This is a genomic window from Deferrivibrio sp. (assembly GCF_055117995.1).
This window is the reverse complement of the sequence record NZ_JBSQOT010000004.1, coordinates 47,016-62,818: the sequence shown is the minus strand read 5'-3', so window position 1 is coordinate 62,818 and position 15,803 is coordinate 47,016. Positions and strand designations below refer to the sequence as shown.

Genomic DNA, 15,803 nt, shown 5'->3' with positions numbered 1-15,803 from the left:
TATATCTTTTTTTTATTTACAATATTTTTTTAAAGCAAAAGTATATTTTATACTCTTACCCTGCCCTGCGCAGGGCTTATTTCTTTTAAAAAGGACAGGCATTTATTTTATCGCTAATTACAGCCTGTTTTAAACAATAAGTCTGCTTGTAAAAAGGCAGACCGATATTTAAGATACAATAACTTTGTTTTTACCTGTTTCTTTTGCTTTATATAAATTTTCGTCAGCTTTTATTATTAATGACTCAATATTGCATTTTGAAAAATCCTTAATACTTGCACCACCTATACTACAGGTAACACTAAATCCTACAAATTTTACTAAATCTTTTTCTATAAATTTCCTTAACCTGTCTAAAACAACAAATATTTCATCATCCCCTGTACCAGGTAAAATTAAAAGAAATTCTTCACCACCAAACCTGCCAAATATATCATAAGACCTTTTATGTGTGTTTATGATATCCGCAAATTTTTTCAAGACAATATCTCCGGTAGGGTGACCATATGTATCATTGATTTTTTTAAAGTTATCGATATCAAAAATTCCAATAGATAGTGGTGATTTTAATCTTTTTGACTTTAAAATCTCTGTCTCAAGAGATTGCAATAAATACCTTCTGTTGTAAATATTTGTAAGCTCATCCTTAATGGAAAGCTCAGTTATTTTTGAGTGTGTTATACAGTTATCCACGACAATTGCAACTTGAGTCAGCAGGTTATTTACTAAATCAAGATCCTCTTTGCTATGCAGTTTAATCGAACCTACAACCATTACCCCTAACAGACTATCTTTAATAGCAATAGGAAATGCTGCAATTTCTTTTGGCTTTATATTTAAAATCCCTGTATCCAAAAGGAAGTTATCCGGGGTGATATCAGTAATACAAAAATATGTTTTTGTTTTTGCTACCTCTCCCACAATTCCATCCCCCATTTTTACATCCTTTAATGAGGACTTATCGGCATTTTTTACAAAATAAGGTTCCAGTATGTCCTTGTCACGATTATAAAGGTAGACAACCGCAAGTTGTGAAGATGTATATTCTAATATTTTGTTTGTTGCTGTACTTAAAACTTCATCAACACTTAATGTAGAAGTAATAATTTGGTTTAGTTGGTTAAACCTGTTAAGAGTTGTGGTGTATTGATTAAGACTGATTGCCATGTCATTAATACTATTTGCAATATCTTCGAAGTCATCAAAAGTTTTGTAATTGAGTTTTACATCGAAATTTTTATTCCTGATTTCTTGAAGCGCTTTTTTAATTCCCCAGATAGGTCTTTTAGTATCATTATAAACCACTGCGCCTATAAAAATAATTATTATACTGCTGAAAAATATAACAATTTTTATTATTTTATTGAATTCAAAAATTAGAATGTTCAGTTTATTCATATTTGATGCAATACTTAATCCTCCAATCACTTTTTCAGATAAAGACTTCAAGGGAATTGAAGCTATAGCAATAGGTTCATTATCAATATTATAAATACCTTTTACTATTTTACCCGTATTAAGCTCATTTATAAATTCTACAGGAAGGTTTAGATTTAAAAAGAAAATATTTTTGGGAGTTGAATTCGTTGCAACAATTTTATTGCTAAAGCTTAAAGCACTAAAAAGTGCTGTGTTGTATGTAAAAGTATTGTAGAGTTTATCCATTAAGTTTCTATTGTTATTTAAAACAGTCAAATTACCAATTAGATATTTTTTACCTTCAATAGTAAATGGTAAAATGGCAAGAAAAACCACAAGCTCATTATCTGATATATTTCCAAGCCTTATAAGCTCTTCTTCACTAAATATAGATTTGTCAAATGGGATAATTTCATAACTTTTCGAAAAAGAGTTAGATAAAGTTTGAGTCTCCAGGTCGTTAAACATTCTTTCAAAGTTAAAATTTTTATTATTTGATGTAATTGTTTCTTTTGATAGATAATTGTAGATAAAAGATATATTAACCCCTTCCACCTCACTTGAAACCATAGAAAGCCTAGCAGAAAGTATCGGGTCATCTTTTTTTACCAATTCCAGAAAAGTAGGATTTTTTACTAAAAACTCAAAAATATGCCCAGGATAAAGTAATTCACTTTCAAATATTCTGTGTATAGAATTTATCTGGTTACCAACCTCATTTACGTACTCTTTAGTAAAATAGTCTTTAAATGAAACGTTTAAAAAATAATACATACCCGCTACCGGTATCATAAGTACAAAAAAGAAAGAAATGACAGTTTTTTGACCTATTGTTAACTTGATTCCTCTCCATAACCAGTTTAGCTCATGATAGAATTTTCTATTTTCCATATTTTCTACCTCTTTATTTCTTCACAGCAGTATAGTGAACTACCCCCACTTATAGAAGTGGTGGCTTCGTGGTCAATACTCCCAACGGAGCAAGTTATCCCACGCTCAAAGGGCTGTTCCATCCCCAAATATACCATTTACATGGCTAATTTTAGCAAATTCTTACTTGCATTTATATCTCTATCATGAACTGCACCACACTTTGGACATTTCCATTCTCTCAATGCTAAATTCTTTACATCAGAATTTTTATATCCACATTCACTACATATTTGACTTGATGCATAATTTTGTGGTGCTATTATTATTTCTCTGTCATACCATTTTGATTTGTATTCTAACATCCTTCTAAATTCTGCCCATGATACTTCTGTTATTGCTTTTGCTAATCTGTGGTTTTGATGCATATTCTTTACTTTCAAATCCTCCAAAACTATCACTTGGTTTTCGTGAATAATTTTAGAGGATAGTTTGTGTAAAAAATCTTTCCTTTGATTTGCTATTTTTTCGTGTAGTTTAGCAAGCTTTTGTCTTGTTCTTTCATAGTTTTTACTTTGCTTTTGCTTTCTTGATAATGATTTTTGTATAATTTTAATTCTTTTTTCTGTTTTTCTTAACCATTTTGGATTTTCTACCTTTGTTCCATCAGATAAAATAGCAAATTCTTTAATGCCTAAATCTATGCCTACTTTTCTATCTATTTTAGGTAATTCTTTAATTTCTTCTTCTACAAGTATAGAAACATAATATTTACCTGTTGGCGTTTTTGATATGGTTACGGATTTGATTTTTCCTTCAAATTGTCTGTGTTGTTTTATTTTTATTTTTGTCTTTAACTTTGGAATTTTTAGATAACCACCTTCAAGTGTTACCGTTCCATTTTGATTATTTGTAGTGTAAGACTGGTAACCTTTCTTTTTCTTGAACTTTGGAAAACCTATTTTCTTATCTCTAAAAAAGTTTTTATATGCTTTCTCTAAATTAAGCTGTGCATTAGCAAGGGCAAGGCTATCTACTTCCTTTAGAAAAGGATACTCTTTCTTATACTTTGCAGGTGTAGTTTTAAGCATTTCTCCTGTCTGTTTGTAATATTCTATTTTATCTGCAAGCATTTTATTGTAAATAAATCTTACACAGCCAAATACTTTAGAAAAATATTCTTCTTGTTCTTTTGTTGGATATATCCTGTATTTATATGCTTTTAGCAAAGTTACACCTCCTTTCCTTGTGTTTCTATATATTTTCTAATTACTTCAATTGGTGCACCACCAGTTGTAAGCAAACAATAACTTCTTGACCAAAAATATTCTTTCCAGAGTTGTTTTTTTATTTCTGGATATTCTTTTTTTATTATTCTTGATGAAGCACTTTTATATGCGTTTATAAATTTAGATAATTCACTATTTGGATGTGCTTTGAATAATATATGAACATGGTCTTTATCATGATTCCACTCTTGTAATGTAATATTATAATTACCTTGTATCTTTTCAAATATTTCTTTTAGTCTATTCGATATATTATCATCAATAACTTTTCTTCTATATTTAGTTACCAAAACAAGATGATAATACAACAAGAATACTGAATGATTATTATTGTCTAATTTCATTGATATTGCTCAACTCCTTCCTTTAATACTGATTATATCACAAAGGAAAGAATTGTCAAGCAACATTCATCGCCCACTTATAGAAGTGGGCGACTTCTGTCGTTTACTTAGTTAAACTATCATATTTGATATCGAAAAATTCACCTTCAATGCATCTTCTTATGAACTCACGGCTTTCCTCTCTTTGAGACGGTGCCAGCAATTTGACGACATCAACCCCTATTAAATCCTCAAAATACTCTGTAATGTTTTTAACATAATCATTTGCGTATTCAACTTTTTCTCTAAAGATAACAATACCTACATTTGTAACCTTTTCGACAGCATTAAAAATGCTTTTATAATCTCGATATTCAAATATTTTGTTACCAAGTGAATTTAATCGCTCCAAAAAACCAAACTCATACCCAATATCCACTACCTTATCAGAACCAAGCCTTTTTAATATACTAAGTCCAGAATCATTTAGATGCATTGTGTGTAATACATTTTTAGTTTTTTCCAAAAATTCTGGATCAGACTCTTTTGCCATAAAAGAGTGAAAAATACCCATTCCAAATTCATAAATAATTTGAAGCTGTGACTTTTCCTCTTCAGAAAATTTAATATAACTGTCCTTCCTAGTAATTCCAATGTCTATTTCACCGGAAATAACAGCACTTTTGATATCCTCTAAATTTTTATAAATCATAAAATCTATCTGGTTAATATTAAATCCTATTTGCTCCAGCTCAATAAGTGTCGAATAAATAACTCGAAGAGGTACTATTCCGACCCTATAAAAGTTTTTATCTCTAACCAGGTCTTTTTTTGAGAAATAACATACAGTATCCCACTGCTCATTAAGCCTTCCGATGGGCTTATACCCTTTTGAAAAAAGTAATTGGGCTGTCTCAGGGTTTTGAAAAGCTAAATCATATTCTTCATTTAAGAGCGCTTCTTGCTCTTCACGAAGAGATTTATAAGAAACAACAGAAAACTCTTCATTTAACTTTTCAGAAAGGTATTTTGCAAAATCATGCCATACTGTTATATCTTCTGTTGTATGATGAAAACATATATTTATCAATCTCATACTTGAAATATTCTAAATTATTATTTTATTCAAGTCAATTTTTTTAATTTATCATTCACTATTTTTTTGAAATTTTCAAAATATTATGATACCATAAAGTATGGATTTTTTTAGAACTAATATAATTGAAAGTTTCAACTTCCTGAGTGGTTCTTTTCTTATTTCATCTTTCGATCTTGCATACAATCTTTCCAAAATCGTAGATTTTGTGAATAAAAATCTGACCCAGCACCATCATAGGGTTGCTTATATTGCCACGGCCATTGCTGCTGAATATGGTCTTAATCTGAGCAGAATCAAGAATACAACATTAGCTGCCCTTCTTCATGACATAGGGTTAATGGTAACAAGTGAAGTCAAAAACTTATCAACATTTGATATTGGAGATGATAGCAAATTATCCCACTCAAAAATCGGCTCATATTTATTAAAAGAGGTATCATTTTTTCAAGAACTATCAGATATAATAGAGAAACACCACTTTAAATATAAAGACTATCCTGACATAAAAGATGAGCCCTTAATAATTTTTCTTGCTGACAGGATTGATATCTTGCTTGACAGGAATAAAGCTTCTTATTACCAGAAGGATAAAATCTGTGACATTATTTCTTCGGAATCCGGCAAAATGTTTAAGCCCGAACATGTGGAAGCATTTCTCAAATTCAAAGACAAAGAGTATTTCTGGCTTGAACTTGATATGCCCGACAAAGACAAAATTTTAAGAAAATATATACAATACGACATCTATGATCTTAATATAGAAAACATCATGGAATTTACAAAATTTATCGGGCAATTGATAGACTTCAGGTGTTCATTTACCGCAACCCATTCTGTTAGGGTAGCAAACACCGCAGCCACTCTTTCAAAATATTGCGGATTTGATGAACAAAAACAAAAAGAAGTGGAAGTTGCAGGCTATCTTCACGATATTGGAAAGCTTGGAATCGACCCTTACATAATAAACAAAAATGGTCCATTAACTATTGATGAAATGGCGGAAATGCGTAAACATACTTATTATACTTACTATATACTCACTTCACTGGAAATCTTTGATGATCTTAAATATATGGCAGCCTTTCATCATGAATACCTTGACGGCACGGGATATCCATTCCATTTAAAAGCAAACAGGCTTACCACAGGATGCAGATTGATGACTATTGCTGATATTTTTACAGCCCTTACCGAAGATAGACCATACAGAAAAGGGATGAAAATAGATAAAACCTTATCTATTCTTGAAACTTTTGCAAAAAATGGAAAAATAGATTGTAATATTTTAGATATCCTTAAAGAAAACATAGACGAGATACAATATATCAGCAAATCTCTTCACAATGAGGTTATTGCTAAGTACAATAATTTTAAAAATGTATTGATTTGAAAATACCTTTTGGCTTACTAATCTTCTTTTGTGGCAACATTTAGACTATCAGCTATGCATACATCCGGCAGATTGTTTTTATTGAGCATTTCATAATAAAATGAGCCACACCCTGAATCAAACAGTTTATCTTCACCTTTTACCACTTTGACCATACGTATACCTTCTGGGACTTTAAACTGAATATTGGTCACACCCGGCAGCAATTTACGTTCTATTTCTGCCATAATTGGTGCTGCTATTTTACCTCCGGAAGCATCATCCCCTAACGATTTAAAGTTATCGTACCCAACCCATAACACAGCAACATACGGTGGGAAAATTGCCGCAAACCAGACATCTTTACTGTCATTTGTTGTACCTGTTTTGCCAGCAGTACCTTTAATAAGGCCTTTCCCTCTTGCAGTGCCACTGCTTACAACTTTCTTCATAAGGTAAAGGGTCTGATATACACTTTTTTCGTCGGCTACCCTTTTGCATTCGTTATTTGGCTGAACAACAGAGCCATCATCTGCAACTACACTATCGATAAATTTCATCTCGCATTTTTTTCCATAATTTGCGAGAGTAGAGTACGCATAAGCAACATCAAAAGGTGTCTGAGGTATTGACCCAAGTGGCATGGCATAAAAGGGTTTGATATCTTTAAATCCTATTCTGTTTGCCATGTATGCTACATTGTTCAATCCGGCTTTTTCTGCCAGTTTTATTGTAAGGTTATTAAGTGAGTAAATCAGTCCGTTTCTTATATTGGTTTTTCCCATATAAAAATCTTTGTAATTTTTTGGTCTGTAAATAAAATTCCCCTCTTTAAATTCGTATGGCTTATCTTCAAGTACAAAAGAAGGTCTTATACCTCTCTGAAATGCAGTTAAATAGGTAACCGGCTTAAAAATTGAGCCAACCTCTCTTTTTACCTTAAGTGCTCTGTTTCTACCATAATCATCGTTGATTGTCCCTATTGTCAAAACTGTCTTTTTGTTTTGATAATCAATAAGCACTAAAGATGCCTCTACCCCTTTAAAACCTTTGAGAGAGTCTCTTAACAACCTAGTAAAATCGGCATATTTTTTCTCATCAAGATTTGTAAATATTTCATAGCTTTTTTCCTTAAAATTTAAGTCCAAATCATCTAATTCTCCGAAAACACCATCAAGGTAGTCAGGATATTTCACAAGTGTCTGAGGGTGATTAATAAAAATTTTCCTGCCACTTCTGCTTATAAGAGAAGAATCATCAAAAATTTTACCGTAAGAGTCTTCTGGGTCATTTATATTTTCAAGGGCTGCAAGAGCCAAAAAAACCTTTTCTTTGAAATGCAGCTCAGAAAACTTTTTGGAAAATAGATACAATGAATATCCATTTACCCCTTTTATCCCGTTTGAAAAAACAAAATTGTTAAATATAGCTTCATAAAGCTCAGACGGCTTGTACTTTTCATTAAGTCTTTTATAAAATTCATTTTTCAGCGCATCTTTAAAAAAGTATTCAAAATATATTCCTTTAAGCTGCCCATAAAAATCTCCCCACAACTTGCTTTTAATCGGGTCTTCCCCCTTCATTTCAACATATCTCTCATAAAATACATCAAACTCTTTAAAATCTTCCTCCACACTGATAGTGTCGCCATATGACATATATTTTTCAAAAATTATATTATTGTCTTTAGAATATATTTTTAGTGTAATTGTCTTTGAATCATTAAGTGTTTTGATATCAGGAATCTTTATTAAAGAAAAAAGATATTGCCTGTATTTACCAAAAGCGTAATCAAGGCCAAATATATAAAGCAAAAAAATAGTCAGTAAAAAAATTATAAAAAACAATAGCTTTTTAATACTCATTTTAAGTCACACTATTTTAACAATACTATTTGCACATCGCAAACATTGGTATTTGTAGGACCAGTTTTTACAAGGGCCTTTACCTGCTCAAAAAAACGATAAGAATCATTGTTTTGTAGAAAATCATCAGGATTAAGCCCAACTTCATAAGCCCTTTTTAATATTTCATAGCTTGCCATAGCTCCCGCTGCATCAGTCGGTCCATCATTGCCATCTGTGCCGGCCGACAAAAAATAAATACCTTCATCATTTTTTGTAAGCTCACTTAAAAAGGCAAGAGCCATCTCCTGATTTCTTCCACCTTTTCCGCTCCCCTTTATTGTAACCGTTGTCTCACCGCCAGATATCAGGCAGTCATATCCTTTGTGATACTTTTTAAATCCCCTTGCAAAAGACAATAACACTTTTGCCACCTCTCTTGCCTCTCCAAAAAGTTCGTCTGTAAGAATGAGCGGACTAAGCCCAAGTTGCTTAGCCTTCTTTTTTGCACCAAGAAGTGCGTGGTAGTTTGACCCGATTATAACATTCTTAAATCTGCTGCTCTTTATATCTTTTTCTTTCAAAGTCTCTTCTGCACCCCCCAGAGCGCCTTTTTTAAAATATTCTTTTACTTTACCCTCAATGTTATATTTCACGCAAATTTTTAGGGCATCATGAAAAGTCGTGCTGTCAAAATATGTAAGTCCGCTTGCAATTGTGTCAAGTCTGTCACCGATTACATCAGAAAGTATTAAATTAAGACTGAATGAATCTTTCAACAATTTTAGATAGCCGCCACCTTTCATCCTTGAAAGATGCTTTCTCACACAATTGATTTCCCCGATATCAGCCCCTCTTTCAAGAAGTTTTCCTGTAATATCCTGCTTATCTGCCAGTGTGAAACCTTCACGGGGAGCAGAGACAAGGGCAGAGCCCCCACCGGAAACAAGTGTCAGGACAAATGTTTTATCGTTTACATTTTTTAAGAGATTTATGATTTTTTCTGCACCTCTGATACTGTTTTCATCCGGGACCGGATGACCTGCCTGTAAAACTTCAAATTTTGTCAATTTCTCGGTATGACCATATTTTGTAACCACAAGCCCTTCAAAATCGTAACCTTTAAATACATTTTCCACGCCAAGCGCCATTTTGGCACTTGCCTTCCCGATACCGATAACAATAATTTTATCAAAATTATTCAAATCCAGCTCAAAACTTTCATTTTCATCAAAAAGTTTTAAGATACCGTTTTTAATGTTTAATTTTCGCAAAATAAGATTATATGGGTCAACAGCATCAACAGCACTTTTAAAAATATCTATCAAAAATTCATGAGTCATTTTTATCTTGGCTGATTTGTAGGCCTTACAAGCACTTCATTCAACGAAACATTCTTTGGTGCATCAAGGGCATAATCTATCAGATTTGCGATGTCTTCAGGTTTTAACATATCTACCGACTCTTTATATTTTATAAATGCTTCAGGCAGATTTTCACCCCATTCAGTATCCACAAGACCAGGTTCAATTGTAATGACCCTTACCCCTTTTGAACAAAGCTCATCCCTGATACTTTCAGAAAATCCCACCACAGCCCATTTTGTGGCGCAATACGTGGAAAGCCCTGCAAACCCCTTTCTACCGGCAACGGAGGCAATATTGACAATAGTTCCCTTGTTTTCCACCATATCTTTTGCAAATTTATTTGTAAGATAAATCAGTCCAAACACATTCAGGTCAATAATCTCTTTTATCGACTGCGCAGTCTCAGTACCAACCGGCGCATAGATTCCTCGCCCTGCATTATTCACCAGGATATCAATACTGCCAACATTTTCCTTTGTAAAATTGTAAAGTCTGTCTATTTCATCAGATTTTGATACATCGCAGTTAATTGCAAAAAAACTGTCAGATATTTTTTTCAATTCATCAAGATTTTTACTGTTTTCGATACTTCTTGACGCAAGGATAACAGTATCCCCTTTTTTTAGTAAAATTTTGGCAAGCTCAAATCCTATCCCCCTGCTTGCCCCGGTGATCAAGATTTTTCTATTCATATCTACCCCCTTAATTTTAAACAGAACAACCCCTGCACATAAAATTTAACTTGCTATAACAATATGATAACACACTTACATAAAATGTCCAGAGATTCTGCCCTCTAAATATTCCGCACAAATTAGCCGTTGTCTATTCTCTGACAAATTTAAAAGAAGGCTATTTATCAACTCAAATGAAAATGCGGCTGATTTTTGAAGATATCTATTGCATTTTCAAGGGGGATAGGTTTTGAAAAGAAATAACCCTGCAGAAAGTCACAGCCTATTGATTTTAATATTTCAGCCTGCTCTTTAGTCTCAACACCCTCTGCTATAGTTTGAAGGCCGAGATTTTTACCGAGAGATACGATAGTTTTTACAATACCCATTACTTTTTCATCCTCAAGCATTTTTCTCACAAACGATATATCTATCTTGAGTATGTCAAAAGATACCTGCTCAATCATTCCAAGGCTTGAATATCCTGTACCAAAGTCATCTATCTCCACCATAAAATTAAGTTTCTTTAGCCTATCGATGATATCTATTACTTTTCCACTATCCTTTAAAAATACCCTTTCAGTAATTTCAAGATTTATAAACTGTCTGAGATTAAGAGGGACTATATCTGCACATTCGAGTATTTTTCCTGAAGATACCGAATTGGCGCTAATATTTACAGATATTTTCAGGTATTTATTTAAATGTAAGTGGACTGTTTGCAAATATTCCACAATTTTTTTAAAAAGCAACAATTCAAATTTTTCCAAAAGCTTAGTTTTCTCTATTATATTTATAAAAAAATCAGGATATATCAGTCCCCTTTCAGGGTGATTGATTCTCACAAGAGCTTCAAAAGATTCAATTTTTAGGGTAGCTGAAGAAACAATAGGCTGAAGGTGAAATACAAAAAACTCTTTTTCAAGACTTTCTTCGATTAACCCCACTTTATCAAAATATTCCATAACATTTTTGTTTATTTTTTCATTATATACTCTAACACAGTTTGCCCCTTCCGTTTTTGAGAGATTTAAGGCTGCCTCTGCCCTTGCAAGCAAATCGGTAGCGCCTATTCCACCATCCCATACTGAAACCCCAATATTTATATCAATCAAAAGCTTATCTTTATCCACAAAAACCGGCCTTTTAAAAAAATTTAAAAATTTATCGATAACTTTGAGCAAATTTTCATCACTATCAAGTCGCAAGAATATTCCAAAACTATCACTTCCGACCCTTGCCACCAAATCTTTTCTATAAAAGTTACCTACAAGCTCCTTAGATACCTTTTTCAAAATTTCATTGCACTTTTCAAAGCCGTATCGTTCATTTAGCATCGCAAATCCATATATATCAAAAACAACTACAATTGCTGTTTCTTTTGACTTGTAAAAATCCTCAAGCTGTTTGTTGACATTTTCAATAAATCCTTCCCTGTTTAAAACTCCAGTTAGCAAATCGGTATATTTAAATTTGAATACCTCCTCTTCAAGATAAGCTTCTTTTGTAATATCTTTGGCAATGGATACAAATTTTATTATTTTCCCATTTTGAGCAACAGGAACAATTGTATTATCCACCTGAAAATAACTGCCATCTTTTCTTTTATTGGTTACAGCCCCTTTATAAATCTCTCCGTTGGTAATCTTTTTCCATAAATTTTCATAAAAGCTTTTATCATAAAGCCCTGATTTGAATATCCTCGGAGTTTTCCCTATTATCTCCTTTCTGGAAAATCCGCTAATTGTTACCACTGCATCGTTGACATATTCGATTATACCGTTTTTATCCGTAATCATTACCCAATCATACGTATTTTCAACAGTACTCAACAAAATATTCTTAAAACCGATCTCATTTAGATTGTTTACCTGACCGGCAATTGATTCTTGCAGTGCAATTAATGTGTCCATAAGTGTTTCATTAAAGAAATACTGTTTATTTTAATAAAGATTTAAAACAAAATATTCATTTTTATATTTTATGGGGATTGCACATGAAGAATGGTAGTTTCTTTTCAGCATCTCCTCTTGCCACGGCAAAATATTCGGATTGCTTTTTGTGTCTTGATTTATCACTATTTTATTCTCTTTCACCGATGAAAATGTGGGTCCAATATCATATTTATCAGAGCTTAAAACTGACATAAAATAGTCCAGATAACCTTCCTCATAGCCTGCCTTTGCAATTATTTTAGGCCTTTTTCTCTTATAAATTTTCCCAACCCATGCAAAACTGATATTTTTATCCTTTACAATCTCACTGCACAAAAAATTAAAAAATTCTTCAAGACTAACAATTCGTTTTCTTATTAGCGAGTTTAAATTATACAAAATACTGTATAAGTCTTTACTTGAAACCTCTTCGGAAACATCCACAATAAACATACAGCCGACATTTTGACCTAAATATGAAATTGTGGTATCATAGGCATTTACATACTTAAAATAGCCGCTCTTTGTATAAATCGGCAAATGGTGAAACTCCTGATTTATGTTAAAGCCTTTGCTTCGTTTGTCTGAAATATTCTTTATAACCTCTTTAAAAGACTCATTAAAAAAAGATGAAAAATCCATATTTTTGAGTTCATCTTCACTGTATTCCGTTAAACAGGTAAAACCTTTATCAGCAAACAGAATATTATCAAAGTTATAGATTACAAAACTGATTATCCGGCTATGAATCAAATGCTCAAAAACCTCTTTCAAATAAATAGTATTTTCAATATATACTTCGCAAAGATAGAGTTTTTCAGGTGTCCTGTTTATAACATGTATATTTACCAGAAACTCAATACCGGAAAAATCTTTTTCAAAAACACACACCTGCCTTGTTATAGAATCCGTATCTTTGTCAACTAATGCTTTAAAATTTAAAATGATAAGTTTTTCAGATTCGGATTTTAATTTTTGAAATAATGCACCTTCTGTGTTGCTAATCTCTTTTGTGGTAACAATAGAAAAATTGCCACCTGAAAAATCAATAGTCTTATAAAAAATACAGTACAACGAATTTTCCATACGTCCCTTTATATATGCATATTTTACAATATTATTACAGCTTTTTTAAAACTATTCAACTTAAATAACATAATAAAAAAGGCAAAGCAGCCTTTAAAAAAACTACTTTGTCTCAATATTTTTAACATCACCTGACTCCAACTGAAGCAATAGGAATCAAAACACCAATACTTCAAAAGATTTCAAAATTACAGTTATTTATACTTCTCCATTAATTGGTCTAAATAAGTCACAACCTTTTCAGTATCAGAAAGCATATCCTCAATCATTTTTCTTGCATCATCTACTCTACCCTGCTTAATCAAATTTGTAATCTCCATTCCAATCTTATGCACATCAACATGTGGATGCTCTATGGCATTAAACTCTGAATCGACTTTAAAATATTGACCGTCAGGGGAGTAATAAAACTTACCAAAGTTACAGTTTTTATGGTCTACTACATTAAAATTGCATCTACCGTTAATCAGACAGTCAAATATTCTGTTCATAAATTTAATATGATCAAATTTTGCTTTAACAAAGATGCTCCCTTTTTTAGAAAATTTAAATTTGTAAAAGTTTTCAATTGCTACAGACAATTCATTAATAAAAGTATCTATATCCTTCTGAAGCACTGCCACTTCGGATTTAGATATCTCACCCATTTCAGATACACTTACTACACTTTGAGCAATCTCTTCAGTAGCTGAAGACTGCTCCTCTACAGCTGAAGAAATACCTAATATCAAAGAATTTAGCTCGTCAATAGCATCCAAAATCTCGCCAAAATTGTCCTTCGTATTTTGGGAAAGTAAAGTCTGCTTATCCACCGCTTCAACTACATTTTCCGCATTATTGTAAGACTCTTTTACATTAACCTGAATCTGCTTAATCATTGTTTCAATCTCTTTGGTAGACTGTTGAGTTTTTTCGGCTAATTTTCTCACCTCATCAGCCACCACGGCAAACCCTCTGCCGTGCTCACCTGCACGTGCCGCTTCTATTGCAGCATTAAGAGCCAAAAGATTTGTCTGGTCTGCTATATCATTGATTACGTTAATAATATTGCCAATCTTCTTAGCATCGTCCGTTAACTGAGCAATGGAATTTTTAAGATTTGTAATAGTGACTTTTGTGGATTCGGCGTAACTTGCAACCTGATCAATAATTTCTCCACCTTTTTGTGCCACTTCAACAGTTTGCTGTGCCTTGCTAGCCGAATCCTGAGCGCTTCTTGCAATCTCCATAATTGTAGAGCTCATCTCTTCACTGGCTGTAGCTACCTGGTTTGCCATATCCCCCGTTTTTTCAGCCACATCACTTACTTTTACAAGAGAGTGATACAGACTGTTACTCTTTTCAATTGAGTTTGAAATTTTATACATTGTATCCAAAAAGTCATTTTCAAGATTTTCTATAAATTTATTAAAATAATTTGACAGATCTGCTATTTCATCTTTGGATTTAACCTCTATTCTTTGAGATAAATCCCCTTCACCTTCTGAAATATTTTTCAACATATTTGTAATTTTACTTAGCGGTTTCAAGGCAAATGTTAAAAGAAAAACAAGCCCTGCCACAATTAATATACCTATGATTACTATAACCATCATCTTCTTATAAAGTGCCGACTTATGCATATCTATTTCTTTACTAAAGTCATGGGAAAGTAATATCTGACCAATTTCTTCCCCGGAATAATCTTTGATAGGAAATCTGAAAAAGTGAATGTTCCCTATTTTTTTGGTGCTGCTATCCACTTTTGAAATCAAATTTTTCATCCCTTCAGACATTTCATAATAAACAAACTCACCTCTTTTGACCTCTCCCTCTTTTAGAGAGGTTTTCCCTGCTCTTGCAAAAACAGACTCTTTTATCCCTACAGCAAAATTAACATCATACATCTCTTTTATACCATTCATTATATAAAGATAAGAGCCTCCAAGCTCAACGCTTCCTATATGCTCCCCATTTAAAAATACAGGGTAAACAACTCTTAGGCCAAGCCCTGCTACTCCAACTTCCACCCCTACAACCTTTTTCTTTGTTTTGTTACATTCCACAACTGTCTTTCTGAAGCCACTTAAATCGTCGCCAAATTTTTCCGGGTTGTGCAAACGCAAAAAAGTTTGTGCCGGTGGCAGATGATATTGAAACTGTTTTACACCATAATTTTCCTTTAAATCTTTAAATAAACCTTTTTTTACCTCATAAAGTCCTATCCTGTCCCTAGTCTTAAAAAGTGTATTGGCAAGGGAGTCCTCCGAAATAATTTTTGTAGTGATTTCAAGTGTATGAAACTCATCTTCCAGTGTTTTTTCAATTGCAGATTTTATATTCTGATACTTCTCCTTGTGAATCGACTCAATAGAAGATACAAGGTTGAGATAATCAAAGTAAGCCGAAGCAAGGACTATTAAAATAATTCCAAGTATGGCACCAATAATAACCTTTAATTTAATCGACATAATTCACCTCATAATAAACTTCTTATTTTAAATCTTAGCATAAAAAAAATTCTTTTCAAAACTAAAATATAAACTATAA

The 15,803-nt window shown here is 32.5% G+C and carries 11 protein-coding genes; 1 reads left to right on the top strand and 10 read right to left on the bottom strand.

Annotated elements, in window-relative coordinates; translation table 11 throughout:
- Positions 1 to 168: 168 nt before the first annotated feature.
- The 4 genes from ACTCAF_RS02340 to ACTCAF_RS02325 all read right to left on the bottom strand — a co-directional run bounded on the left by ACTCAF_RS02340 (position 169) and on the right by ACTCAF_RS02325 (position 4,997).
- A complete protein-coding gene (locus ACTCAF_RS02340; protein WP_463061697.1) occupies positions 169 to 2,310 on the bottom strand; it encodes a diguanylate cyclase in 2,142 nt (713 codons plus the stop codon).
- Positions 2,311 to 2,447: 137 nt separating this feature from the next.
- Entirely contained in the window at positions 2,448 to 3,518 is a 1,071-nt protein-coding gene (tnpB, locus tag ACTCAF_RS02335; RefSeq protein ID WP_463061696.1) for an IS200/IS605 family element RNA-guided endonuclease TnpB, read from the bottom strand.
- A 2-nt stretch (positions 3,519 to 3,520) separates the two neighbouring features.
- Positions 3,521 to 3,922 (bottom strand): IS200/IS605 family transposase, encoded by a 402-nt coding sequence (gene tnpA, locus ACTCAF_RS02330; RefSeq protein ID WP_463061695.1) that lies wholly within the window; start codon positions 3,920 to 3,922, stop codon positions 3,521 to 3,523.
- Between the two features lie 103 nt (positions 3,923 to 4,025).
- The gene (locus ACTCAF_RS02325; RefSeq protein ID WP_463061694.1) at positions 4,026 to 4,997 is read right to left on the bottom strand and encodes a PhnD/SsuA/transferrin family substrate-binding protein; all 972 of its coding nucleotides are present in this window, start codon (positions 4,995 to 4,997) and stop codon (positions 4,026 to 4,028) included.
- Positions 4,998 to 5,097: 100 nt separating this feature from the next.
- Between ACTCAF_RS02325 and ACTCAF_RS02320 the strand changes: the two genes are divergently transcribed.
- Positions 5,098 to 6,390 (top strand): HD domain-containing phosphohydrolase, encoded by a 1,293-nt coding sequence (locus tag ACTCAF_RS02320; RefSeq protein ID WP_463061693.1) that lies wholly within the window; start codon positions 5,098 to 5,100, stop codon positions 6,388 to 6,390.
- Between the two features lie 17 nt (positions 6,391 to 6,407).
- On the opposite strand, the gene ACTCAF_RS02315 is transcribed toward ACTCAF_RS02320, so the two are convergent.
- The 6 genes from ACTCAF_RS02315 to ACTCAF_RS02290 all read right to left on the bottom strand — a co-directional run bounded on the left by ACTCAF_RS02315 (position 6,408) and on the right by ACTCAF_RS02290 (position 15,724).
- The gene (locus ACTCAF_RS02315) at positions 6,408 to 8,234 is read right to left on the bottom strand and encodes a transglycosylase domain-containing protein (RefSeq protein ID WP_463061692.1); all 1,827 of its coding nucleotides are present in this window, start codon (positions 8,232 to 8,234) and stop codon (positions 6,408 to 6,410) included.
- Between the two features lie 11 nt (positions 8,235 to 8,245).
- Positions 8,246 to 9,556, bottom strand: coding sequence for a glycerate kinase type-2 family protein (locus tag ACTCAF_RS02310; protein ID WP_463061691.1), 1,311 nt, complete (start codon positions 9,554 to 9,556; stop codon positions 8,246 to 8,248).
- 2 nt (positions 9,557 to 9,558) lie between these two features.
- Positions 9,559 to 10,272: an SDR family oxidoreductase gene (locus ACTCAF_RS02305; protein ID WP_463061690.1), complete on the bottom strand. Its 714-nt coding sequence runs from the start codon at positions 10,270 to 10,272 to the stop codon at positions 9,559 to 9,561.
- Between the two features lie 167 nt (positions 10,273 to 10,439).
- Positions 10,440 to 12,167, bottom strand: a complete 1,728-nt coding sequence (locus ACTCAF_RS02300) for a sensor domain-containing protein (protein WP_463061689.1) — start codon at positions 12,165 to 12,167, stop codon at positions 10,440 to 10,442.
- 30 nt (positions 12,168 to 12,197) lie between these two features.
- On the bottom strand, positions 12,198 to 13,274 hold the full coding sequence (locus ACTCAF_RS02295; protein ID WP_463061688.1) for a GAF domain-containing protein: 1,077 nt from the start codon (positions 13,272 to 13,274) through the stop codon (positions 12,198 to 12,200).
- Between the two features lie 194 nt (positions 13,275 to 13,468).
- Positions 13,469 to 15,724, bottom strand: coding sequence for a methyl-accepting chemotaxis protein (locus ACTCAF_RS02290; protein WP_463061687.1), 2,256 nt, complete (start codon positions 15,722 to 15,724; stop codon positions 13,469 to 13,471).
- Positions 15,725 to 15,803: the final 79 nt, after the last annotated feature.